Consider the following 20585-nt stretch of genomic DNA (forward strand, 5'->3'; position numbering starts at 1 on the left):
TTTTGTATGTGCAGAATTAGTCACGAATAAAAAGGACCTCAAAATGAAGTCCTTTTTCAAGTCATTCTAGTCAGTCATTCAAAACCTTTTCAAGCGTGCTTCTTGTTTTAGGGCCGTAAATCCCGTCGTCTGCTAAATCAGGGAAGCGCTGCTGAAATTTAAGGACGGCACCTTCTGTTTTAGGGCCATAAACACCATCCTCCACAAGCCCTGAGCCAATGTCATTTAAGCCTTGCTGAAGTTTTAGAACGTCACTGCCTCTGCTTCCAAGCTTAAGTATGGTATTCGGAAGGCCGAATGTATTGACCTCAATTGAGAGAGCCTCATGTGTTTTCGGTCCGTAAATTCCGTCCGCTTTTAATTCTTTTTTAGCTGTCTGATAGTAATAGACGGCTTTCGTTGTTTTCGGGCCAAAAACACCATCGACTGTCAAATTTGCTTCTGCTGCTTTATTTAAGGAACGCTGCAGAATTTCAACATTCATACCCCTCGCGCCTTCTTTTACAATTCCGGACTCAGGCAGAGTAAAGATATAAGGGATATGTTCCTGGGCGCTGCTTGCCTGAGGTGCTGTCAACATTAATGCGGATGCCGTAAAGACGGCTGCTGAAACCATTTTCCATTTTTTCATGTTTTCTCTCCCCTTTATTTTGGTTTACATGCATGAGACGGAAGGAAGAAGAGAATAGTTTCATATATTGTTAAAATTTACATTTTATTGTTGGAAATGAAACTTATTCCATGTTGAATCGTATTAAGAGGAGATACCTTTTTATAAAAAAGAATAAAGGAGATATCAATGGAATTATTAATTGCTTATGCGGCTGTGTTTATTATGGCAGCTGTCCCGCTGTTCGAAGTTTATGGAGTGATTCCGATTGGGATACTAGCAGGCCTTTCGCCACTCGCAGTTTCTGTCGTTGCCTTCTTAGGAAATGCGTTTACAGTCATTTTACTTATAGTGCTCGTTGATAAAGTCAAAAGCTGGCTGCAAAGGAGAAAGATGAAAAAACATTCAGGAATGAATGTGATGAATGAAGAAGCTGTGTCTATTGAAGACGAAGATTCAAAGAAGTCAAAACGGGCAAAAAAAATCTGGAACCGCGCCGGTCTTCCAGGATTGACGATTATAGGCCCGCTTCTGGTAGGCTCTCATTTAGCTGCTTTTTTAAGCATGAGCTTTGGATCAAAACGGATGGTAGTTACGGGGTGGATGCTCGTCAGTTTAGTCATCTGGTCAGCTGCTGCCGGTATTGGAACCTGGCTTGGCGCGGATTTATTAACCGCAGAAGGTCAATATGAAGGCTTTTTAAAAGATTTTCTTGAAAAATAAAATGCAGATCCATGTCTAAAAAACAAACCATCAGTCGGTTTTTGTAGGAATCTATTTAATCAATGATAACTCTCCCTTAGCGTTCTTCTGCAGAAGAACGCTATTTTCATGTGGAATCTCCCATAATCACTCATATCTATCTACTAGTGTGAATATAATTTCGGGAGACTGCACAAGGATTTTTTAGGAGGGGAGGAGACCCTGCTCTTGATCGATACAATATTTATCAGTCATGCCCACCGTGATGAAGCATACGTGCGGGAATTGGTTAATCTGCTGACGATGATGAAGGTGCCGAATATCGTCTGCAGTTCTTACCCTGGCTATCACATTCCGAATGATGAGGACATATACGAATATCTTCACAAAAAACTAAGCGGCAATTCATGGGTCATTTATGTGCTGTCTGAACATTATTATAGAAGTCCCGCATGCCTGAACGAAATGGGCGCCTGCTGGATTCTGAATAAGAAATATACCGCCATCTTAACGCCCTCTTTTGATTATAAGGAAATGAAGGGAGCCATAAATCCGAATCAGATTTCGTTTAAGCTGAATGACCTGGACCGCCTTTATGAGTTTCTTGAGAATGCGAGAGAGGTTTTTAAGCTTGAGAAAACTCCGGGAACATTTTTGGTGAAAATATGCGAGCAGGCCGTTCGAAATGTCAATCAGCTTGCTGATGACGAAAAAAGAGACAGGAAGCTGATTTCCTGCCATTTAGAGGGAATCCGGATTGATCCCAAAGAAAGTCTTTGCCTCCAAATCAGACTGCGTTTAAAGAATCCTGAGGATCATGATATACAGCTGGATGTGCTGAAAATAAGACTGTCAGATGAAAATGGCGCTTCTTTTAACTATACGTTTCAGCCGGCAGATATAAAATTGTACAGCCTGGAAAATAAAATCGTTTTCCTGTCAGTAAAAATAGGAGATTCCAAGTATGAACCCTACTTGCATCAAAGTGAAAAAATAGATTTGAAATTCAGCAGGGATGTTTGGTAAGGGTTTCGATTTGATTGGAGGTATTGTGATGCAAGTTGAACTGAGTCCAGAGCAGAAAAACATAAGAAAGCAAATTGAAGAGAAACTGGATGTCATTATGCATTTTCTTAATTTAACAAGAGAAGAACGGCAAAAACAATCATACGAGAAAATTGAAAAAGTGTATGCGGAAATGGGGATGGCAGCCCATAAATTGCATATGACTCTCGATCCGAAACCGAAGCTCCAGCGTGAAACGGTCCGGCTTCGGGGAATGAAGCCTGAGCATCCGGAATTCTATCACCATATTAGGCCGGTAGAAGAGCTCTTGAACTATTTGGATGATACGCATGCAAATGATGAGCCTGTGGATCAAACACTTGGCGAAACTTTTTATCTGGATGTTTTTACACGGAAATGGGGGCATCTAGACAGGTATACTTTGCTTCGCAACGAAGAAGGATGGCTCATTAAGCACATGTCTCAAAGTGAGCAGGGAGGGCGGGATGCTGAACCAATCTTAAGCTATGTTCTCCGCCATGATCATGTTTCTTATCCCAGGAATTTAAGCTCAATTATGGAAGATATTTGGTACAGGGCAGCGGATGAAGGATTATCCCGTGATGAAGTGCAGGGCATGCTTAAGGAAGTGTCTGAATGGATTTCCATGACAGAGCAAAATTATCCAAGCCATATTGCCCTGAATAAAAATAAGCAAAAGGGCTTTTTCTCGTAGGAAACAGTGTTTCAAATAGGTAAGAATAGGTTTTTAGGGGGAGTGAAACGTGGGGTATTATTTAAAAGCAGATGAAGATGTCAATTTATTTGTTGAGGACATTGGCCCAAAAGATGGCCGTGTCATCTTTTTCATTCATGGCTGGCCAGTTAATCATAAAATGTTTGAGTATCAGTTCAACCAGCTGCCCCGCCTTGGATTCAGGTGCATCGCAATGGACATTCGCGGCTTCGGCAAATCAGACAGGCCGTGGACCGGCTATTCCTATGATAGACTGGCAGATGATGTACGGATCGTGATCGATTCCCTTCAGCTTAAAGAAATTACACTCGCCGGATTTTCAATGGGCGGAGCAATTGCGATCCGCTATATGGCCCGTCATGCAGGACACCAAGTAACGAAACTTGCCCTTTTTGCAGCTGCAGCTCCTTCGTTCACAAAGCGCCCTGATTATCCTTACGGCATATCCAAATCAGAGGTAAATAAATTAATAGACCAAACCTATAAGGACCGTCCAGAAATGCTATCTGGCTTCGGTCAGATTTTCTTCTCAAAATATATTACTGATAGCTTTAAAAATTGGTTCCAGGACCTTGGATTGGAAGGTTCGGGCCACGGTACAGCTCTGACTGCTGTATCTCTCCGGGATGAAGATCTCCGCTCTGATTTAGGAAAGATTTCTGTACCAACTGCTATTTTCCACGGAATGAAAGACCAGGTATGTCCGTTTATTTTTGCGAAGCTTATGAATGAGGGAATAAAAGATTCAGAGATAATTCCGTTTAAGTACAGTGGTCACGGCCTGTTCTACGACGAGCTTGAGAAATTTAATCAGGAGCTGGTCCGGTTTTTAGAATAGAAACGTATTTTCACATTGATTCATGCCTCTTTTGTAAGTATCATAAGGATAGCGTACATAAAGAGGGGGCACCATTTTTTGAAACAGCACGTCCTATTTTACTCATTTGTTTTTCTGTTATGCTTTCTGCTCGGATTTATTCAAGCTCCGTTCTATTTGATTGCATTGCTGCTGATTCTTTCAATGAGCTGGTATATGTATATCCAAATCAGTCCGATTCTTTTTTCAAAGGATGTTCATAAATCTGAAAAATTCATCCTGAAGCATCAGAAAAACCCGATGTATCAGTTCTATTATGCCATTGCCAATAACCTGGACGATGAAGCGGAAGAAGCACTGGCTAAATTTAATGCCAAATACAAAAACTCTCACCGGCAGGCCTTAATGAATACATCTTTTGCACTCTATCGAAAGGATGTTTCAGAAGCTAAAAAACATGTCGTTTCTATCAAACCTCCTGTTTACCGAACTTATTATGAAGCCTTAATCGCAGCAGAGTCCAGACAATATGACGGGGCGAAAAGACTTGCAGAACAGCTCCCAAAAGGCTGGATGAAAGAAAGTGTGCTTGCTGAAATTTCTCAAAAACAGGGAAACAGAGCTTCTGCTAAACAACATGCAGAAAGTGCCTATGAGCAGACAAGGGGCTTGCAGAGATACTTAATCTATAAAAATAACGAAACTTATTTTGCATCGTAGGGCATCAATCATGGGATTGGTGTTTTTTTGTATGATAAAAATACGTTCGCTTTGTATTTGCACATGATCTTAAAGCGAAATTAGACTTACTTTGCCAATCCGGATGAAATACTTGCCAGAATGCCTCTTTTACTAGCCGGAGATGGAAAAAAACTTTCCTGATTATATGAATACCATCCTTTTTCCAATTGATTCCCAGGCGATGTTGTGAATAGGAACAAAAAAGATTTTTCTGAATAAATTGAAAGGAATAGTTGAAATTCACTGGAATGTATTGTAAACTCAAAAATAATTATTTGAAAAGTGATGAAAAGGACATGAGTCATTTTAAACGGTTTTCAGAGAGGGAAGGATTGCTGAGAGCTTCCTAACGCAGAAAATGAACTTACCGCCTTGATACTGCACGGAGGAAATGCCGTGCCGCAGACGCTGCGTTAAAGCGCTGGAGCCATTTCTTTTCTTAAAAAGGATGGAAAGCTGGGTGGAACCACGGGCAAACGCGCTCGTCCCTATTTTAGGGATGAGCGCGTTTTTTTAATTTCATAAAAATGTACAGATAAGGGCACGGGTCATTTAGACGGTTTACAGAGAGGGAAGGAAAGCTGAGAACTTCCTAATGCAGGAGAATGAACTTACCGCCTTGGAACTGCACGGAGGAAATGCCGTGCCGCAGACGCTGCGTTAAAGCACTGGAGCCATTCTATTTTTATAAAAATAGAATGGAAAGCTGGGTGGAACCACGGGTGAACGCGCTCGTCCCTATTTTAGGGATGAGTGCGTTTTTTTATATTCTATCGAAATGAGGAGTGTTTTAAGATGAAGAACAAATTATTATTAAAGGATTTGGCCAGCGGCAATCAAGAAAGTAAAAAAGTGATAGGTGGCAAGGTAAATGGCAAGATTGTAAGTTTGAATGACATAGTGGATGAGATCGAAGAAGTGCAGCATATTACAATTGAATCTGATGAACGACAGGATTTCTTGAATCATACTTGCGCACAAGTTCTTGCACATGCGGTTAAGAGGTTGTACAAAGGAGCGATTTTGGGAAAAGGCTCTTATCAAAACAGCGGGTTTTACTATGAATTTCAACTGTCTCACAGCATTCGCGCCGAGGAACTCCCAATGATTGAACAGGAAATGCAAAACATACTTGGTGAAAAACTGGAAATCGAACGTCTGGAACTGTCATATGAAAAAGCCGCTGCACTTCTATCGGAAAAAAGAGAAAAATTGAAACTTGAGCTTATTCATGAACAAAGGGAAAATAACCCGATTTCCTTGTATAAGCATGGAGATTTTATCGATTTATACAGCGGGCCGCAGCTGCCTTCTGCGGAATTCATTAAAGCCTTTAAGTTATCTGCTGTTTCCGGCTCCTACTGGAAGGGAGATAAGAATAATCTAGCCATGCAGAGGATTTCAGGGATTGCCTTTGCCAGTAAAAAAGAATTAGCTCTTCATGTAAAAGAGATGGAAGAACTAAAAAAGCGGGATCACCGCAAGATTGGAAAAGAAATGGAGCTGTTCATGTTTTCAGAGGAAGCGCCCGGCATGCCTTTCTTTTTGCCAAACGGACAGCTGTTGAGAAATGAGCTGCAGAATTTTCTCCGTGATATTCAAGTGGAAGGGGGCTATCGTGAGGTGCAGACTCCATTGATGATGAATGAAAAGCTGTGGAGGCAGTCAGGACACTGGGATCACTATCATGAAAATATGTATTTTTCTGATGTGGATGAAACGAAGTTTGCATTAAAGCCTATGAATTGTCCGGGACATATGATGATTTATAAAAACCAGCTTTATTCGTACAGGGACCTTCCAATCAGACTCGCAGAATTTGGCCAGGTTCACCGGCATGAATACAGCGGTGCTCTAAATGGGCTATTAAGAGTCCGCACTTTCTGTCAGGACGATGCGCACTTGTTTGTCAGACCAGATCAGATTGAAGATGAGATGAAAAGCGTGCTTCTTCAGATCGACAAAGTTTATCGTACTTTCGGCTTTGATTATTCTGTTGAACTATCTACAAGACCACTAAACTCAATGGGTTCAGACCACCTTTGGGAACAGGCGGAACAATCACTGAAACAAGTGCTTGAAGATCTTCATGTTGCTTATCAAGTGAATGAAGGTGACGGAGCGTTTTACGGTCCGAAAATAGATTTTCACATTAAGGATGCCATGAAAAGAAGCCATCAGTGTGCAACAGTTCAGCTCGATTTTCAAATGCCTGTGAAATTCAATCTAAGCTATATGGATGAAAAGAATGAGAAGCAAAGACCCGTTGTCATTCACAGGGCCATATCGGGGTCGCTTGACAGATTTCTCGGAATTTTGATTGAGCATTTCGCCGGAAACTTTCCATTATGGCTAGCACCCATTCAAGCAGTGATTGTCCCGGTGGCAGAAGTTCATCTTCATTATGCCGAAAAGCTGAAAAATCAACTTGAGAAATGCGGGATACGAGTAAACTTAGACAGAAGCAGCGAGAAACTGAATTATAAAATCCGCATGGCACAAAAAAGCAGGGTTCCCTACATGCTTGTCATTGGAGATAAAGAGATTGAAAAAAACGAAGTGAATGTAAGAGTGCATGGCGGGAAAAGTTCAGAAGCTATGGCAATTGAACAGTTTAAGAGCATGCTTTCAGAAAAAATAACTAAGCGGGAGCTCGGGTAAAGAGTTCTATATTAGATAAACGGAAGAAGAACTATAAAATCAATAGGTTTTCAGACTATTCTCTCATCTTGACCTTATCTAGTTTACTATTCTTAATAAGTGGAACAAAGACAGTAAGGAGGAGTGAAAATATGTCAAAAACATGGTGGAAATGGATGCTGCCGCTTTTTGTGATAGGGATGACAATCGGATGTTCAGACGGGACTTCAGACGATTCGGAAAAAACAACTATGGAAATAGCGGCAGAAACGGCAAATGAAGAATTGAAATCAGGCGCAATGGCTGAGATAAAAGATACGGAAAATAAAAATGTCGGAACGGTTACGTTTACAGAGCATGACAATCACATGATAATTGAAGCGAAAATGGAAGAGCTTGAACCTGGATATCACGGTTTTCACATTCATGAAAAGGGTGTATGTGAACCAGATGCAGAAGGAGGTCCATTTACAACAGCCGAAGGTCACTTTAATCCTGATGAAAGCAGCCACTCTGAACATGCAGGGGATATGCCTTCCTTATTTGTAAATGAAGATGGCAAAGCTGAATTTTCAGCCGCTTTTGACCGGGTAACCATGGAGCAGTTACTGGAACAGGAAAAAGCGATTATTGTTCATGCAAATCCGGATAATGCTGCAAATATTCCAGACCGTTATCAATCAGAAGGAAAAGCGGGACCTGATGAAGAAACGCTGAAAACGGGTGATGCCGGTGACAGGCAGGCTTGCGGTGTGATAAAAAGTGCAAAAGAAAGTTAAAGAGTTGAATTCTGATGGGAGCAATCGTTTTGGATTTTGCTCTCTTTTTTTGTTGAAACCGTTATACGATAGGGATCGCATAGCAATGTTAACGTCTTTTTAATAAAATTTTTCCAATTTTTCGAAACTAAATTTTGACTTCATTCGTATATGTACTATTGAAAAGGAGGCAATGCGATTGAACTATAAAAATTATGAAAAGAAACACGTTTATGGAGTGATTGGTTTTTTGATTATTATCCTCATCCCTTATGCTTCAATTTTATTACCTTTTATGGTAGCGGATGTCCTTTATGCTTCTAACCTTACTTGGTTTTTTCAATTTTCTAATGAAACGTATATGTTATATGGAGCGGGATTTTTATTGTGGGGAATTGCTGCATTAACTTTAGCCTTCAGGAATGTTGATAAAAAGTCCATTGTCATCAGTGTTTTTATCTTATTTTTTAGTGCCGCACCCTTAACATTTGGTGTCCTTCACCATAAAGAACTTAGTGATGAAGGAATTACATTTAATAACCTAATGTCCTTCGAAATTCAAAAGTACACTTGGGAAGAAGTTGATAACGTTGTTTTTCATTTATCAAAAGAAAAAGGGAAGCCATCCAATATTGAAATTAGATTTAAAGATGGAAAGCAAATAATGGTTGTAAAAAATGATCACTTCACAGCCAACTACCAATTGTTTACTCAGAAGCTGAGAGATCACAACATCGCATATGCTGATGAATAATCTTGGATCTTATTCTATAATTCAATAATAAAACACACCAATTTATATGTTCAATTGGTGTGTATCTTCTTGATCAAGCATCTTCAAGCTTAGCACTTGCCAGTCCAAGTAAAACCCCTAAAACGGCTCCGCCAACTACTTCTAAAGGCTGATGGCCAAGAACTTCTTTTAATTCTTCTGTTCGTTTAATATGACCGAGACCTGGAAGGTGCTCTGAAATAACCGCCATTTCGCCGTCAATATCGTTGATCAGCTTGGCAATTTCACCAGTATGGCGTCTGATTCCCTGTGCATCATACATCACGATGATTCCGAAGATGACGGCAATCGCTGTTTCAATGGAAGAAGTTCCATTTTTTGCTGCTACATAAGAGGAAAGGGCTGCAACGCCTGCTGAATGCGAGCTTGGCATTCCTCCTGTGGTCACTACTTGTTTTATATCCCATTTTCCGGACAGCCTCTTGTATGTAAATACTTTAAGGCCCTGTGCTATGGCAATTGCACTTATAGCTGTTATGATTCCTCTGTTCATCTTCTTTTTCTTTTTCATTGCTGGGTTTCACCTCTTATTAGTAGTAAGTGCGCTGTATGTAATGCGAAAACTCTGATGTAGCATAAATACCCCTCGCGGCTTATTCTAAACGTTATTATTTTCTAAATCGTGATAATTATTTAAGCTGAGGGCAGTAAATAAATTTATAAAACGCGCTGTTTATAAAAGGGCAAGAGGGGAAAAAAAGACTGGCTGAAGAATAATCAGTAAATCCTTTAAATGAACAGGGGATTTTAATGAAGGAGGTTATGAAATGAAAGAAAGTGATCTTCCATTGAAATTAGGCAAGCCTGCACGCCGGGCGCTTGAAGGTGCCGGATATTTGCGGCTGGAACAGGTTGCGGAGAAAAGCGAAGCTGAACTCTTGCAGCTGCATGGCATGGGGCCGAAAGCTATTAGACAGCTGAGGGAAGCACTGGATGAAAAAGGATTATCTTTTGCAGAATCAGAAATTGCGAATAAAAACTGAAAAACAGTTAAAAAGCACACCGGAAAATGGTGTGCTTCTACTTTTTCACAATTTTAGAAGGATTGTTGATTTTATAAGGCACAGAAATCTCTAATAGAAATGCCTCATCTTCGACATCTTTTCCTTTAGGTAGGCTTTTCTTTACGATTTTACCGTTAAAATCAAGGTCATCACCTGGAGAGAGCTCAAACTTTTTCAAGGTTTTGCTGTGTGAACACCAGGCAAGTCCAACTTCAAGCGGCTCATCGCCATCAATTCGTACATCTTCCAAAACAACCACTTCGTCATTTTCTTCATTAAAATGATTCCAGCTCAGGGCAAATTGCTTCACTTTTCCTGTGAAATGAACTTTGTCATCTGGCAGTACAAGCTTGGCCGGTTTTTCTTTTTTCTCTTTTGCAGGTTTAGCAGGAGTTTTTATTTCTGATGAAGGCTCTGCTGGTTTAGCGGGTGCTTCAGGTTTTGGCTCCGACTTTTCAGCTTCAGGCTCCGGCTTCAATTCTTTTCCGAAATTTGAGGACTGCATTTCTTTTAGATATGCAGGATGAATACAGGAAAGATTGCCGTCCTGAAATTCAATGATGATTGTGTAATTAGAGTCACCAAATGTTTGGAATCCTTTTATTGTGACAAGCCTTTGATGGGTTCTGTCTTTGTACCAGTATTCTTTTTTTACTCTGAGACCCCATTCTTTCACTTTTTCATCATAATGTCCTTCATCGTCAAATAATTCGTAGTCTCCTGCTGGAGGGATATAATTTGTTAAGTTGGCGTCTTCAATATGAGGCAAAATAACTGCCATGCTCTCACGTCCTTTCAGTTCTATTGTACAGGGTGAGTCAAAGGAAAAAAAGCGAATGACATCATAAGGTGAAACTACTGTGGAAATTTAATGTGTTCTAATGATTTTTGGATAATATTCACAAATAGAAGAATTTTTGGTGTATCATTGTCATAGCAGTTCTGAACTGGGAAATCTTTATTTCAATTTTAAGGTCTAATAATGGCTTCATTTAAAGAGAAGACAAGGCAGGTGTCTAATATATGTTGTCCTTTCCGGCTAAAACGACGAGAGTACAGAAAATGAATATGATAGAGATTATAAAAAAAAAATTGCTGGCTACTTATGAAGGGAAAATAATGGCTATTGGAGCTTATGGATCAGTAGGTTGGAAAACAGATCGCCCTTACTCAGATATTGAACATCATATTGTAACGGAAAATGGATTCAGACTTCAGAATCTTGAATTTGTTTATAAAGAGTTTAAGATTGAACTAAGTATGAATGAAAGAAACGAACTTCTTAAAAAAGCAGGAAAAGTAGATGAATCCTGGCCGATCACTGCAGGAGTCTATATGAACATTCTGCCAATCTATGATCCGAATGACTTCTTCGAAGAATTAAAAAAAATTCCTTTTAAAAGCAGTGATGAAGTATTTAAGGAAGTGATGCGGGAGTTCATGATCTGGGAGCCATATGAAACGATTGCAAAACTGAGAAATAATGCTGAAGTGAAAAATGACGGCTATATTCCGCTCGGAGCAAAGGACCTCACATGGCAGACTGCTAAACTGATTGGACTTGCAAATAAGAAATACTTCAGTACAAAAGTGAAGACACTGGAAGAAGCAATTTCAATGGATTCGAAGCCGTCTGGATTTAGAGAACTGGCAGTTATGGTTATGGAAGGAAAATTAAGTAATAAAGCTGAGGTATATCAGAATTGTGAAGATTTATGGGAAGGGCTGAATGAATGGTTTTGTGAACTTGATATTGAGTATCAGATCACGGATCTTCCATTTTGAATAAAGTAACAGCGTTTCTTTTATAAGAATCGCCTTTAATAGAGGAAAATAAGGATCGTGTCCAGTTCGTAAAAAGAGTAAGTTTGGAGGAGTCAGAATGAATAATGGAATCATTCGGCCGTTAGTTATCTGCCCTTTTCAAAAGGATAACCGGATTTTAGTGGCAGAAGGGTTTGACGAAAGCAAAGGAGATCATTACTATCGTCCAATCGGCGGGGGAATTGAATTTGGAGAAAGCAGTGCTGATGCACTTAAAAGGGAAGTTGAAGAAGAGATCCAGGCAACTATTTCAAATATTTCGTATCTTGGGACCATAGAGAATATCTTTCAGTTTAACGGAAAGCAGGGGCATGAAATTGTACAGGTCTGTCATGCTGAATTTGCGGATTCAACTATCTATGAACTGGAATCGTTTGAAGGTATAGAAGATAATGGGACAACTTTGAAGCTTTATTGGAAGTCTTTAAGTGAGTTTGAAGATGGAAACCTGCGTTTAGTACCTGAGAATTTACTGGAATTGCTGAAAAGGAATGGCGGGATTAGAGTTTTTAGAGGAGAGCCAAAATGAAATATGATGGTTATAATGGAAAAGAAATGAATGTGCAAGTAAGAGATTTTAAGATGCACGCTAAATTATATGGTGAGAAAAAGGGCTGTCCGACAGTTATTATGGATGCTGGATATGGGGATTATTCCAAGGCATGGACATCCATTATTCCTGAGGTTTCAAAGGTAACAGAAGTGTTGGTTTTTGATAGGGCGGGCTTAGGAAAAAGTGAAAGAAGCGCCCATCCAAGAACCAGCATTGAAATGGTTAAAGAGCTAAAGGAACTTCTGCTGAAGCTGAATATCAATGGACCTTATATATTAGTAGGTCATTCTTTTGGAGGAGTAAACGCACGCGTTTTTGCCAGTCAATATCCACATGAGGTGGCTGGACTTATTTTAATAGATTCTACTCCCGAGAATTACAAAGAAAGATTCCTTCCAACGATGTCAAAAGAATTTCAGGAAGCTTACTATAATCAATTCGTATACGAAGGTACATATGAAGAATTTAAGAATAGTCTTTATCAGCTTAAAGAAACTAAGAGAAATTTGGACATACCTGCAATCATTCTATCCGCAGGAAAAAAAGCACATTATTCCACCCATTCTCAAGAGTTATGGAATGAGATGCAAAAAGAAATGCTGGATATCTTCATGAGAAGTGAGATGATCATTGCCAGTAATAGTGCTCATTACATTCAACATGACGAACCTGAAGTAGTAATCAATTCGATTAAAAGATTGATTAGTAAGTTATAGGATATATCTTTTTAAATGACGTTTCTTGTTTGAAGAGAGATCTTTTTTTATGGCCCTAAATATTTTCAGTAATAGCCGTTTAAGAAATAATCTTGCATGATGGATATATATTCCATGTTGAAAGGTGATTGCATGAGTACTATGTTTCAAAATATTATTTCTTCAAAAGAAGAATTCGAGGAATTCCGTTCAACTATTGGAAAGCCTAGCCAAAGAGCTGCTAATAAAGTCATTTCTTTTATAGATGATCATTGCCGTGAATTTATCTCTAAATCACCATTTTTATCGATGGCTTCTTCTAATTCAAAAGGGGAATGCGACGTTTCTCCAAGAGGAGATTTTCCGGGATTCGTAACGATTCTAGATGACAAGCATCTTTTTATTCCTGAACGTCCAGGTAATCGGAGAATGGACTCTGTTCATAACATCATAACGAATCCTAATATTGGCCTAATATTTTTTATTCCTGGGCTAGGAGAAACGCTAAGAGTAAATGGTAAAGCTTTTATTTGCCGAGATCCTGATTTGCTGGAAAAAAGTGCGGTGAATGGTAAAACTCCATTATTTGGTATTGGGGTGAAAGTGAGGGAGTGCTATGCACACTGTGCTAAAGCTTTCATTCGATCAGGTCTGTGGAATCCTGAATCCTGGCTGGCAAAAGAGACTCTTCCTTCAGTTCCTGATATGCTGGTGGCTCATACCAACATTCCAAATGTTACTTCTGAGCAAGTGGCGAAGGAGTTACATGAAGGATACGTAAAGAGACTCTATTAGGAGCTCAAGGTTTTGCAACGGGAGAATTTCAAAGGTGGAATAAGGATGTAAGAAGGATTAAGCATCTCATAACAAACTATGATTGTTCGTGAGAAATTAAACCAGTAAACTTACCAAACACCAAGTAAAGCTGAAAATATATCCTTCTGACAATTGGACAAAGAAATCCCCGAGAAAGTAACTAAAACTACATTCTTCAGTTAGATTTGAACGCTTATGATTTTATTGAAGTGTTCTTTTTTATGTTTATCAATAAATATTTATGATAAAGGAAAAGATTGGAATGAGGTGTTTTATGAATCGAGGAACCATTTTGTTTTTATATGCGGCTGTTTTTGTAATGGGTATAACCGTTTTATGCTTATGTCTTTTTTGGCTGCCGGATCTTGCTGATTATATGGCTGAGTTATTTCCGGAGTTTGCTTATTTGAAATGGCCAGTTCTTACAGGTGCCTATCTGACAGTCATCCCCTTTTATTATGCGCTATTTCAAGCGATCAAGCTGCTGCGTTTTATTGACGAGAAACGCGCTTTTACAGACCATGCAGTAACTACTTTGCAGCGAATTAAGCAATGTGCGCTGGTTATAACAATCTTATATACAGCGGGGATCATTTTGCTTGGCACTCAAAATGCACTGCATGCCGGGTTGGCACTTATAGGGTTCATTGTTATTTTTGCAGCTTTAACAATAGCCTTCTTTGCTGTCGTTCTGCAGGCAATCTTCAGCACCGCTCTGAAAATGAAAGCAGAAATTGACTTAACAGTCTGAGGTGATGAAATGGCGATAATGAGGAATAAAAAAATTCAAAATTACGGAGGTTTGAGTGAAGCCTATTACCGTTTTCGTTTTCTTTACTTATCTAATCATTACAGTTTTGTGGATAGCGAATTCAAGTCTATTATTTTCTGAAGGTGGAATGGCTGTCTGGATTCTTGCGTTACTTTTAGGGGGACTTGTTTATCGAAAGGAAAGAAACAGAATCATATTAGTTTCTGCTTGTTTCATGACTTTTTTACTTAGTTTAACTATTTTTATTGAACTCATTACAAGTTCAATGCCATAAATTACAAGATTATAAATGAAAAAATATAGGATTTTTTATCTGTTTTAGGTTCATTTTCAATCTTTAATCCCAGCGAAAATCACTGTGATTTTGTGCCTTCATTACATTTACAACGATACCTCCGATTTGCCTGCCTAATCTCAGCCCTTCATCATTATCTGCCTTAAAATGTACGCCGGCATACAAACGTGATAAAGCGCATTCTTCCATAATGTTTTTTATCCATGATGCTTCTTGAGGAAAGAAATAACTTAAGATCGGTTCTGCACATCCTGCAACAGCGGCGTGTGCAGATGGGTAGGCTGGAAAGCGCGGGGTAGCAAGCACTGGAGACAGGTTTCTGCCATATTGATTTGGACGTGCCACATCCCAAGCATATTTAAAAAACCAGGACATCACAAAGGCATCATTAACAGCAGCGTGAAAATAAGCGAGTGCTCTGGCAATTGGCGGTGATCCGATTCCGTATTTTTTGGCTAAACTGAAAATCATAGGAGTCATATTCTGGGTTGCTTCGACCGTTCCCCAGTAATTAGCGATGCGTATTTGCTGAGACGTCAAGGAAGATAAAGTTTGTTCAACAATAAAAAGTTCTTTACCCCAATCAATCTCTATAGGCTTTTTAATTTGCCAGTTAATACACTGCTGAAAGGGGTCAAGGAATTCATTGCTGCTTTGCCTAATGATAAAAAACATGGGGAAATACGCTGGTGCTGAATAAGGTTTAGGATGGGTTTACTCTCCCTGGTAAGGATGTTCTGACCATCTTCTGTATGTTGTTCTCATTTATCTGCCCTCTGAATCATCATCCTCGGTGAACAAAATCGTTCCTAGCGCTAAGAAACGCTTGGTTCAAGCACAGTCAATGTTGCATCTGTCGAATTAAGGTTAACATTAGCACCTATTGGAATGGCAGCTTTAAAAAACCCATGCCCGGTAGCAAGGTTGATGAGGAGCGGTTTTCCGATGGGGACTAACAATTCATTAATTAAATCTTCATATGTTGTATTGTATGAGACAAGACAATTCGTACATTCTCCCATGATAATACCAAGACAATCCTGAAATTTACCTGACATCATTAATTGGGTCAGATACCGATAAATCATGTTAGTAGGGGCATGAGTATCTTCTAAAAAAAGGATTTTTCCTTGGGTATCAATTTCATATGGAGTACCAAGGGTATTGACTAAAGAAGTCATATTTCCACCCACTATTGGACCCGTTACATTTCCCGGCACTAAACTCTTCAGGAGCATATCCGGCGGGTTTTGTATCACTCTTGGAGAATTCAATGTGGAAACTGCTTCAAAGAATTGATTGAAATTATAAACGGGTGTCTCGATTCTAAAATCAATCAGCATGAGACTATGAAACGTAATTAAATCACTAGATAGATACAAACTATTTAATAATACGGTAATGTCACTGTATCCAGAGATCATTTTAGGGTTCTCTTTTATCAGATCAAAATCCAGGAAAGGAAGAATGGTCTGAACTCCAGTGCCTCCTCGTGTGGGAAGGATCATTTTAACATTCGGATCTTTGAACATATCCATGACATCTTCGGCTCTTTGCTCAGCGGGTGCAGCTGTGATGCCCTCATAAGAAAAAACGTGTTTGCCGAAAACGACCTTATAGCCCAAATCTTTTAAATATTGGACTCTGTCATTAATAACTTTTGTACCAAGAGGGCTGCCAGGCGTCACCAGCCCAATCGTATCCCCTTTCTGCAGCAACGGAGGTCTTATTGCCATATTTTCCTCCCCCTGATTTCGCTTCAATTATAATTTACGATAATAAAAGGTATTAAAAGGTGCTCTGATATATGTCATATTCATGAAAACTACTGATTGATCAATTGAGTTTCCAATCTTTTATTAACCTGGATTCTTATACAAGAGCAGGGTGTGCTGGAAGTATTAAAATTCTATTCTCAGCATTACTTTAGGGATCGACATAAGCCCTTTAGCCGGTTTATTGTTATTGACTGCAGGAGTATCTGAACTGAAAGCGAAAAAGAAGGAGTCTGGCTTTATAGCGATTTTAGCGTCCCTATTTGTGCTCTATGTTTCTATAAAAATTTACTAACTGTTTAACAGGGGGGAGAATTCAAATGAAAAAGGTTCTGATACTTGGGGCAAGCGGATTGGTCGGAAAAGCGTTAATAGAAGAATTCGAGGATCGGTTTGAGGTATACGGGACGTATTGTTCCACAAAGACCAAACTTCCTGATACCAGACAGTTTCAATTAGAAATAAAAGATTGCGATAAAAGTATCACTCTAATTCAAATGATTAAACCGGATGTTATCATTTCTTGTTTAAGGGGTGATTTCGAACATCAATATGAAATACATAAACAAATAGCTTCTGAAATAAAAAGCATTAATTGTTCACTTTATTATTTTTCCACAGCAAATGTATTTGATGGAGATTATTTGAAGCATCATGCTGAAACAGATTTGCCTGTCTCACAATCAGATTATGGGAAATTTAAAATAAACTGTGAAAACATGCTGACTGAGAAATTAGGAGATCGTGCAAGTTTGATTAGAATTCCAGCAATCTGGGGAAAAGAGTCTCCCAGATTAGAGATGATTAAGAAAAGTATAAAAAACAATGAACTCATTGATGTGTACAGTAACCTCGAATGCAATTATCATTTGGACAAGCAGCTAGCCTTTCAAATGAGATTTATTATTGAAAAAGGATTGCATGGCATCTTTCATTTAGGGTCAACTGATATGAAGACACATGGTGAATTTATTCAAGAAATAGTGAAAAAGCTAACGAGCAAAAACCACATTATAAAAAATAACACCTTATTTCAGAAAGAAAACACGTATTATTTTGGACTTCAATCGATCAGAACAGACATCCCTCAAGAACTAAGATATACCTGTGAAGAGATTATTCAGGAATTAGTATATGTAAAATGAGCGTACCCGTAAGAAATATGGGTCGCTTTTTCTAATGATCAGAAGGAAATCTCCAAACACGAAGCGAATAAAATTTGAATGAGGTGATTGAACAGTTGAATTCAAAATATCCAAATAAAATACGGATAATCGGCTCCGTCGGCAGCGGAAAAACAACGCTTGCAAGAGAGTTATCCTCTATATTGAATATTCCTTATTATGAATTAGATAACGTCGTCTGGAAGAGGGATCAATCAGGTGATGTTAGAAGAACAGATGCAGAAAGAGATCATTATTTAAAATCGATTATCGCCTCTGGTACTTGGATTATAGAAGGGGTTCATAGCGAAAAATGGGTTTCTGCCAGTTTTCATCAAGCAGATTTGATCATCTTCCTAGATCCGCGTTATTCTGTGAGAACTTACCGGATTATGAAAAGGTTTTTCCTGCAAAAACTTCGAGCAGAAAAATCAAACTATAAGCCAACGATGAAAATATTTTTAAACATGTTTAAATGGAACCGTTACTTTGAAGAAAAGGGGAAGCCTAATTTCAATCAATCTTACGGAAAATACAGAAACAAACTATTAGTCATATCTACTGATCGTGAAACAGCGGATTGCTTGGACAGATTTAGAAGAAATATTATAAGACAAGAAATGAGCCGATGACGGAGTGTGCAGGAATGACCAAAGAGGGAAGAATCCGGGGGGACCTGAAGATGCAGGAGGGATTCGCTTTTATACAGTATTTTGGAAAATGAATGGAGAACCTGAGTGTGACAGGTTCTCCATTTGTTTGGCGGTGTTATGAAATTAATTCACAGGGTTTCCAATTTAATTGGCGGGGTTATGAAATTAATTCATGGGGTTTCAAAATTAATTGGAGGGGTTTTGGAATTAATTCACAGGGTTTCCAATTTTAATTGGCGCGCTTTTCGAAAATGCATTATTCCCCGCCGCTCGAATAACGGTTATCTCCCATGGTTACATTCTTATCTTCTCCAGGACGGTGACTGACAGTTTTTCTGTTGGACGTATTCTTCCTTCTAACATCAACTGCAAATGCTAAACCTAATGATCCAACCAATAATCCGATCAGCCAGGCCATCATCATTCCTCCCCGGATTTTTCAGATTCGTCCCAATTTGCTGTTCCCCACATATGCATTTGTTCAAGGACCGGCATGAGACTTTTCCCTTTTTTGCTCATCGAATATTCTACTTTAGGAGGCATCGTATTATATTGCTTCCGCTCGATAAATCCATCATCTTCAAGCTCTTTTAATTGCCTGCTCATCACTTTGTGAGAGACACCGGTCAGTAATCTGCGGAGCTCATTGTACCGCAGCGTGCCATCTTTTCCTAAATGCCACAGGATAACAGTTTTCCATTTTCCTCCGATTTTGCTTAATGTATATTCAATGGAGCACTTGAGCTTTCCTTCATTATTTAAAGGTGTTGTCACCGTATTCTTCCTTTCTTACCTCTATGATAGTATCTGACATAAAAGTGCATACTTACATCATAGAAAATCATTCGTTACAATAAACATGCTGGTGATTAAATACTACAGCCGAAGAGGAGTTTTATCAATGTTAACCTATCCTAGATCTTTTTCTCATATAGGCCTTTCCGTTCCGGACCTGGACAAGGCAGTTAAATTTTATACAGATGTGTTTGGCTGGTATGTCTTAATGGAGCCATCAAAAGTAGAAAATGATGATACAGCCATTGGCCAAATGTGCCGCGATGTGTTTGGTGACGAGTGGGAGACATTCCGGATTGCCCATCTTTCGACTGGTGACAAAATCGGCATTGAACTGTTTGAGTTTCCTCATAACGAGAAACCAGAGAATAACTTTGAATACTGGAAAACAGGAATCTTTCATTTCTGTATCCAGGATCCTGAAATTGAAGGCATGGTTGAAAAAATTAAAGAACATGGCGGCAAACAGCGCATGCCGATCCGAGAGTATTATCCAAATGAGAAGCCATTTAAAATGGTCTATGTGGAAGACCCATTCGGAAACATCTTTGAGATTTATACACATAGCTATGAGCTTACGTATTCTGAAGGAGCATATTAATAGGTGGGTAGATTAAAGGGCCGGTTTTGGTCCTTTTTCTTTTTTTAATTTTCTAAGTGAAACTTATTACTGCAATTGAACAAAAAGAACCAAGTTTGATCCTTTTTGTTCAATTACTCTCTCTTAATTTAACCGACAAGCCATTGTCATTTATGTACTGGAATCCCTCGATTTTGCCTTCCTCTTTTGAAGAGAAGAGGACTTCAGCTTCTATGTTTACCGTTTTTTCTTCATCTCCATTTTTCTGATAACCGACCTCTGCTAAGAAGGTATAAAGAGTTGGATGATTCTCGCTTTGATTAATCTTTATAGTATTAAGACTTAACTTAAATCCATTCTCGTAAGCAAAAGATGAATATTGAGACAAAATTGTATTTATAAAGGGATTGAGATAAGAATCTGTCATGTATGGTCCGTATACTTCTGCTATATATTTATCCAACTCTGGGTTCTCTTCTTGATTATTCATCACAGTCCGATATTTAGGATTCTGCAATAGATCAATAAACTTCTCATCTGGCCCGGTAAAAAGGTGCTCAATAACTTCGTTAATTGCTGTCTTATGCTGGTTTTCCTCTTCTTTTTGAGAGCAAGCAGCTACTGTGAACCCTGACATGATCAACATTAAACATATAAATAAGGACTTTACTTTATTATTATTTTTCAACTTAACACCACCGCCTTTTTAAATGTAATACGTTTAAAAAGCGTTAAAGTTTCAATTTTTAGGCAATTTTTAAATTGCCGGCGTCTGCTTTTGTACTTTGTTAAGGATTCTTAAGAATTTCTCCGGGTAAATGTTAAGATTTAACCTTT

At 38.8% G+C, this 20585-nt stretch carries 26 protein-coding genes and 1 other annotated feature; of the genes, 18 read left to right on the forward strand and 8 right to left on the reverse strand.

Annotation, left to right across the window (positions count from 1 at the left end):
* Window positions 1–70: 70 nt before the first annotated feature.
* Window positions 71–631, reverse strand: a complete 561-nt coding sequence (locus E2R53_RS23485; protein WP_133310476.1) for a peptidoglycan-binding domain-containing protein — start codon at window positions 629–631, stop codon at window positions 71–73.
* Window positions 632–799: 168 nt separating this feature from the next.
* On the opposite strand from E2R53_RS23485, the gene E2R53_RS03840 reads away from it, so the two are divergent.
* The 8 genes from E2R53_RS03840 to E2R53_RS03875 all read left to right on the forward strand — a co-directional run bounded on the left by E2R53_RS03840 (window position 800) and on the right by E2R53_RS03875 (window position 8784).
* Window positions 800–1333: a small multi-drug export protein gene (locus E2R53_RS03840; RefSeq protein WP_133310477.1), complete on the forward strand. Its 534-nt coding sequence runs from the start codon at window positions 800–802 to the stop codon at window positions 1331–1333.
* Between the two features lie 207 nt (window positions 1334–1540).
* Entirely contained in the window at window positions 1541–2338 is a 798-nt protein-coding gene (locus E2R53_RS03845; RefSeq protein ID WP_165970879.1) for a toll/interleukin-1 receptor domain-containing protein, read from the forward strand.
* A 28-nt stretch (window positions 2339–2366) separates the two neighbouring features.
* Window positions 2367–3053 (forward strand): hypothetical protein, encoded by a 687-nt coding sequence (locus E2R53_RS03850; RefSeq protein ID WP_133310479.1) that lies wholly within the window; start codon window positions 2367–2369, stop codon window positions 3051–3053.
* Between the two features lie 49 nt (window positions 3054–3102).
* Entirely contained in the window at window positions 3103–3912 is an 810-nt protein-coding gene (locus E2R53_RS03855) for an alpha/beta fold hydrolase (RefSeq protein WP_133310480.1), read from the forward strand.
* Between the two features lie 78 nt (window positions 3913–3990).
* Window positions 3991–4611, forward strand: a complete 621-nt coding sequence (locus E2R53_RS23090) for a hypothetical protein (RefSeq protein ID WP_165970880.1) — start codon at window positions 3991–3993, stop codon at window positions 4609–4611.
* Window positions 4612–4908: 297 nt separating this feature from the next.
* Window positions 4909–5125: a binding site (T-box leader), on the forward strand.
* Window positions 5126–5427: 302 nt separating this feature from the next.
* Window positions 5428–7293, forward strand: coding sequence for a threonine--tRNA ligase (thrS, locus tag E2R53_RS03865; protein WP_133310481.1), 1866 nt, complete (start codon window positions 5428–5430; stop codon window positions 7291–7293).
* A gap of 131 nt (window positions 7294–7424) precedes the next feature.
* Window positions 7425–8051 (forward strand): superoxide dismutase family protein, encoded by a 627-nt coding sequence (locus tag E2R53_RS03870; protein WP_133310482.1) that lies wholly within the window; start codon window positions 7425–7427, stop codon window positions 8049–8051.
* A 178-nt stretch (window positions 8052–8229) separates the two neighbouring features.
* Entirely contained in the window at window positions 8230–8784 is a 555-nt protein-coding gene (locus tag E2R53_RS03875) for a hypothetical protein (protein ID WP_133310483.1), read from the forward strand.
* 73 nt (window positions 8785–8857) lie between these two features.
* On the opposite strand, the gene E2R53_RS03880 is transcribed toward E2R53_RS03875, so the two are convergent.
* On the reverse strand, window positions 8858–9334 hold the full coding sequence (locus tag E2R53_RS03880; RefSeq protein ID WP_224771123.1) for a divergent PAP2 family protein: 477 nt from the start codon (window positions 9332–9334) through the stop codon (window positions 8858–8860).
* 256 nt (window positions 9335–9590) lie between these two features.
* Between E2R53_RS03880 and E2R53_RS03885 the strand changes: the two genes are divergently transcribed.
* Complete coding sequence (locus E2R53_RS03885; protein ID WP_133310484.1) at window positions 9591–9806, forward strand: helix-hairpin-helix domain-containing protein; 216 nt, start codon at window positions 9591–9593, stop codon at window positions 9804–9806.
* A gap of 37 nt (window positions 9807–9843) precedes the next feature.
* Here the strand turns inward: E2R53_RS03885 and E2R53_RS03890 are convergent, their stop codons facing one another.
* Window positions 9844–10608, reverse strand: a complete 765-nt coding sequence (locus E2R53_RS03890; RefSeq protein WP_133310485.1) for a hypothetical protein — start codon at window positions 10606–10608, stop codon at window positions 9844–9846.
* Between the two features lie 242 nt (window positions 10609–10850).
* On the opposite strand from E2R53_RS03890, the gene E2R53_RS03895 reads away from it, so the two are divergent.
* From E2R53_RS03895 to E2R53_RS03915, 5 genes are all read left to right on the forward strand, one after another.
* Entirely contained in the window at window positions 10851–11612 is a 762-nt protein-coding gene (locus E2R53_RS03895; protein ID WP_133310486.1) for a kanamycin nucleotidyltransferase C-terminal domain-containing protein, read from the forward strand.
* 97 nt (window positions 11613–11709) lie between these two features.
* Window positions 11710–12180: an NUDIX hydrolase gene (locus tag E2R53_RS03900; RefSeq protein ID WP_133310487.1), complete on the forward strand. Its 471-nt coding sequence runs from the start codon at window positions 11710–11712 to the stop codon at window positions 12178–12180.
* Window positions 12177–12920: an alpha/beta fold hydrolase gene (locus tag E2R53_RS03905; protein WP_133310488.1), complete on the forward strand. Its 744-nt coding sequence runs from the start codon at window positions 12177–12179 to the stop codon at window positions 12918–12920. Before E2R53_RS03900 ends, E2R53_RS03905 begins: the two co-directional genes overlap by 4 nt.
* A gap of 132 nt (window positions 12921–13052) precedes the next feature.
* Window positions 13053–13694, forward strand: a complete 642-nt coding sequence (locus E2R53_RS03910; RefSeq protein ID WP_133310489.1) for a pyridoxamine 5'-phosphate oxidase family protein — start codon at window positions 13053–13055, stop codon at window positions 13692–13694.
* A 295-nt stretch (window positions 13695–13989) separates the two neighbouring features.
* On the forward strand, window positions 13990–14466 hold the full coding sequence (locus tag E2R53_RS03915; RefSeq protein ID WP_133310490.1) for a DUF2975 domain-containing protein: 477 nt from the start codon (window positions 13990–13992) through the stop codon (window positions 14464–14466).
* 358 nt (window positions 14467–14824) lie between these two features.
* Here the strand turns inward: E2R53_RS03915 and E2R53_RS03920 are convergent, their stop codons facing one another.
* Window positions 14825–15457 carry a vanadium-dependent haloperoxidase gene (locus E2R53_RS03920; protein WP_286166057.1) on the reverse strand — a complete coding sequence of 211 codons (633 nt, stop codon included), beginning with the start codon at window positions 15455–15457 and terminating at the stop codon, window positions 14825–14827.
* Between the two features lie 140 nt (window positions 15458–15597).
* Window positions 15598–16518, reverse strand: coding sequence for a S66 peptidase family protein (locus E2R53_RS03925; protein ID WP_133310491.1), 921 nt, complete (start codon window positions 16516–16518; stop codon window positions 15598–15600).
* A 229-nt stretch (window positions 16519–16747) separates the two neighbouring features.
* Between E2R53_RS03925 and E2R53_RS23735 the strand changes: the two genes are divergently transcribed.
* From E2R53_RS23735 to E2R53_RS03940, 3 genes are all read left to right on the forward strand, one after another.
* Window positions 16748–16852 (forward strand): DUF3953 domain-containing protein, encoded by a 105-nt coding sequence (locus E2R53_RS23735; protein ID WP_165970881.1) that lies wholly within the window; start codon window positions 16748–16750, stop codon window positions 16850–16852.
* Window positions 16853–16877: 25 nt separating this feature from the next.
* Window positions 16878–17702 (forward strand): sugar nucleotide-binding protein, encoded by an 825-nt coding sequence (locus tag E2R53_RS03935; protein WP_133310492.1) that lies wholly within the window; start codon window positions 16878–16880, stop codon window positions 17700–17702.
* A 95-nt stretch (window positions 17703–17797) separates the two neighbouring features.
* Window positions 17798–18352: a DNA topology modulation protein FlaR gene (locus tag E2R53_RS03940; RefSeq protein WP_286166058.1), complete on the forward strand. Its 555-nt coding sequence runs from the start codon at window positions 17798–17800 to the stop codon at window positions 18350–18352.
* A 277-nt stretch (window positions 18353–18629) separates the two neighbouring features.
* Here the strand turns inward: E2R53_RS03940 and E2R53_RS23095 are convergent, their stop codons facing one another.
* Together E2R53_RS23095 and E2R53_RS03945 are read right to left on the reverse strand one after the other, a co-directional pair.
* A complete protein-coding gene (locus E2R53_RS23095) occupies window positions 18630–18791 on the reverse strand; it encodes a hypothetical protein (protein WP_165970882.1) in 162 nt (53 codons plus the stop codon).
* Between the two features lie 2 nt (window positions 18792–18793).
* On the reverse strand, window positions 18794–19147 hold the full coding sequence (locus E2R53_RS03945) for a winged helix-turn-helix transcriptional regulator (RefSeq protein ID WP_133310493.1): 354 nt from the start codon (window positions 19145–19147) through the stop codon (window positions 18794–18796).
* Between the two features lie 127 nt (window positions 19148–19274).
* Here E2R53_RS03945 and E2R53_RS03950 point away from each other — a divergent pair, with 127 nt between their 5' ends.
* A complete protein-coding gene (locus E2R53_RS03950) occupies window positions 19275–19769 on the forward strand; it encodes a lactoylglutathione lyase family protein (RefSeq protein ID WP_133310494.1) in 495 nt (164 codons plus the stop codon).
* Window positions 19770–19878: 109 nt separating this feature from the next.
* Here E2R53_RS03950 and E2R53_RS03955 read toward each other — a convergent pair whose 3' ends face one another.
* A complete protein-coding gene (locus tag E2R53_RS03955; protein WP_133310495.1) occupies window positions 19879–20436 on the reverse strand; it encodes a hypothetical protein in 558 nt (185 codons plus the stop codon).
* Between the last annotated feature and the right edge of the window lie 149 nt (window positions 20437–20585).

Origin of the sequence: Peribacillus frigoritolerans, from assembly GCF_004358755.1 — a bacterium.
GTDB lineage: Bacteria > Bacillota > Bacilli > Bacillales > Bacillaceae > Bacillus_P.

What these genes read in the sequence shown, in the direction of transcription:
- E2R53_RS03935 (WP_133310492.1), top strand. Translation starts at nt 16,878, where the DNA reads ATGAAAAAGGTTCTGATACTTGGGGCAAGCGGATTGGTCGGAAAAGCG.
- E2R53_RS03920 (WP_286166057.1), bottom strand. Translation starts at nt 15,457, where the DNA reads ATGTTTTTTATCATTAGGCAAAGCAGCAATGAATTCCTTGACCCCTTT.
- E2R53_RS03880 (WP_224771123.1), bottom strand. Translation starts at nt 9,334, where the DNA reads ATGAAAAAGAAAAAGAAGATGAACAGAGGAATCATAACAGCTATAAGT.
- E2R53_RS03840 (WP_133310477.1), top strand. Translation starts at nt 800, where the DNA reads ATGGAATTATTAATTGCTTATGCGGCTGTGTTTATTATGGCAGCTGTC.
- thrS (WP_133310481.1), top strand. Translation starts at nt 5,428, where the DNA reads ATGAAGAACAAATTATTATTAAAGGATTTGGCCAGCGGCAATCAAGAA.
- E2R53_RS03915 (WP_133310490.1), top strand. Translation starts at nt 13,990, where the DNA reads ATGAATCGAGGAACCATTTTGTTTTTATATGCGGCTGTTTTTGTAATG.
- E2R53_RS03870 (WP_133310482.1), top strand. Translation starts at nt 7,425, where the DNA reads ATGTCAAAAACATGGTGGAAATGGATGCTGCCGCTTTTTGTGATAGGG.
- E2R53_RS03850 (WP_133310479.1), top strand. Translation starts at nt 2,367, where the DNA reads ATGCAAGTTGAACTGAGTCCAGAGCAGAAAAACATAAGAAAGCAAATT.
- E2R53_RS03900 (WP_133310487.1), top strand. Translation starts at nt 11,710, where the DNA reads ATGAATAATGGAATCATTCGGCCGTTAGTTATCTGCCCTTTTCAAAAG.
- E2R53_RS03885 (WP_133310484.1), top strand. Translation starts at nt 9,591, where the DNA reads ATGAAAGAAAGTGATCTTCCATTGAAATTAGGCAAGCCTGCACGCCGG.
- E2R53_RS23485 (WP_133310476.1), bottom strand. Translation starts at nt 631, where the DNA reads ATGAAAAAATGGAAAATGGTTTCAGCAGCCGTCTTTACGGCATCCGCA.
- E2R53_RS03950 (WP_133310494.1), top strand. Translation starts at nt 19,275, where the DNA reads ATGTTAACCTATCCTAGATCTTTTTCTCATATAGGCCTTTCCGTTCCG.
- E2R53_RS03925 (WP_133310491.1), bottom strand. Translation starts at nt 16,518, where the DNA reads ATGGCAATAAGACCTCCGTTGCTGCAGAAAGGGGATACGATTGGGCTG.
- E2R53_RS23095 (WP_165970882.1), bottom strand. Translation starts at nt 18,791, where the DNA reads ATGGCCTGGCTGATCGGATTATTGGTTGGATCATTAGGTTTAGCATTT.
- E2R53_RS03905 (WP_133310488.1), top strand. Translation starts at nt 12,177, where the DNA reads ATGAAATATGATGGTTATAATGGAAAAGAAATGAATGTGCAAGTAAGA.
- E2R53_RS03890 (WP_133310485.1), bottom strand. Translation starts at nt 10,608, where the DNA reads ATGGCAGTTATTTTGCCTCATATTGAAGACGCCAACTTAACAAATTAT.
- E2R53_RS03895 (WP_133310486.1), top strand. Translation starts at nt 10,851, where the DNA reads ATGTTGTCCTTTCCGGCTAAAACGACGAGAGTACAGAAAATGAATATG.
- E2R53_RS03910 (WP_133310489.1), top strand. Translation starts at nt 13,053, where the DNA reads ATGAGTACTATGTTTCAAAATATTATTTCTTCAAAAGAAGAATTCGAG.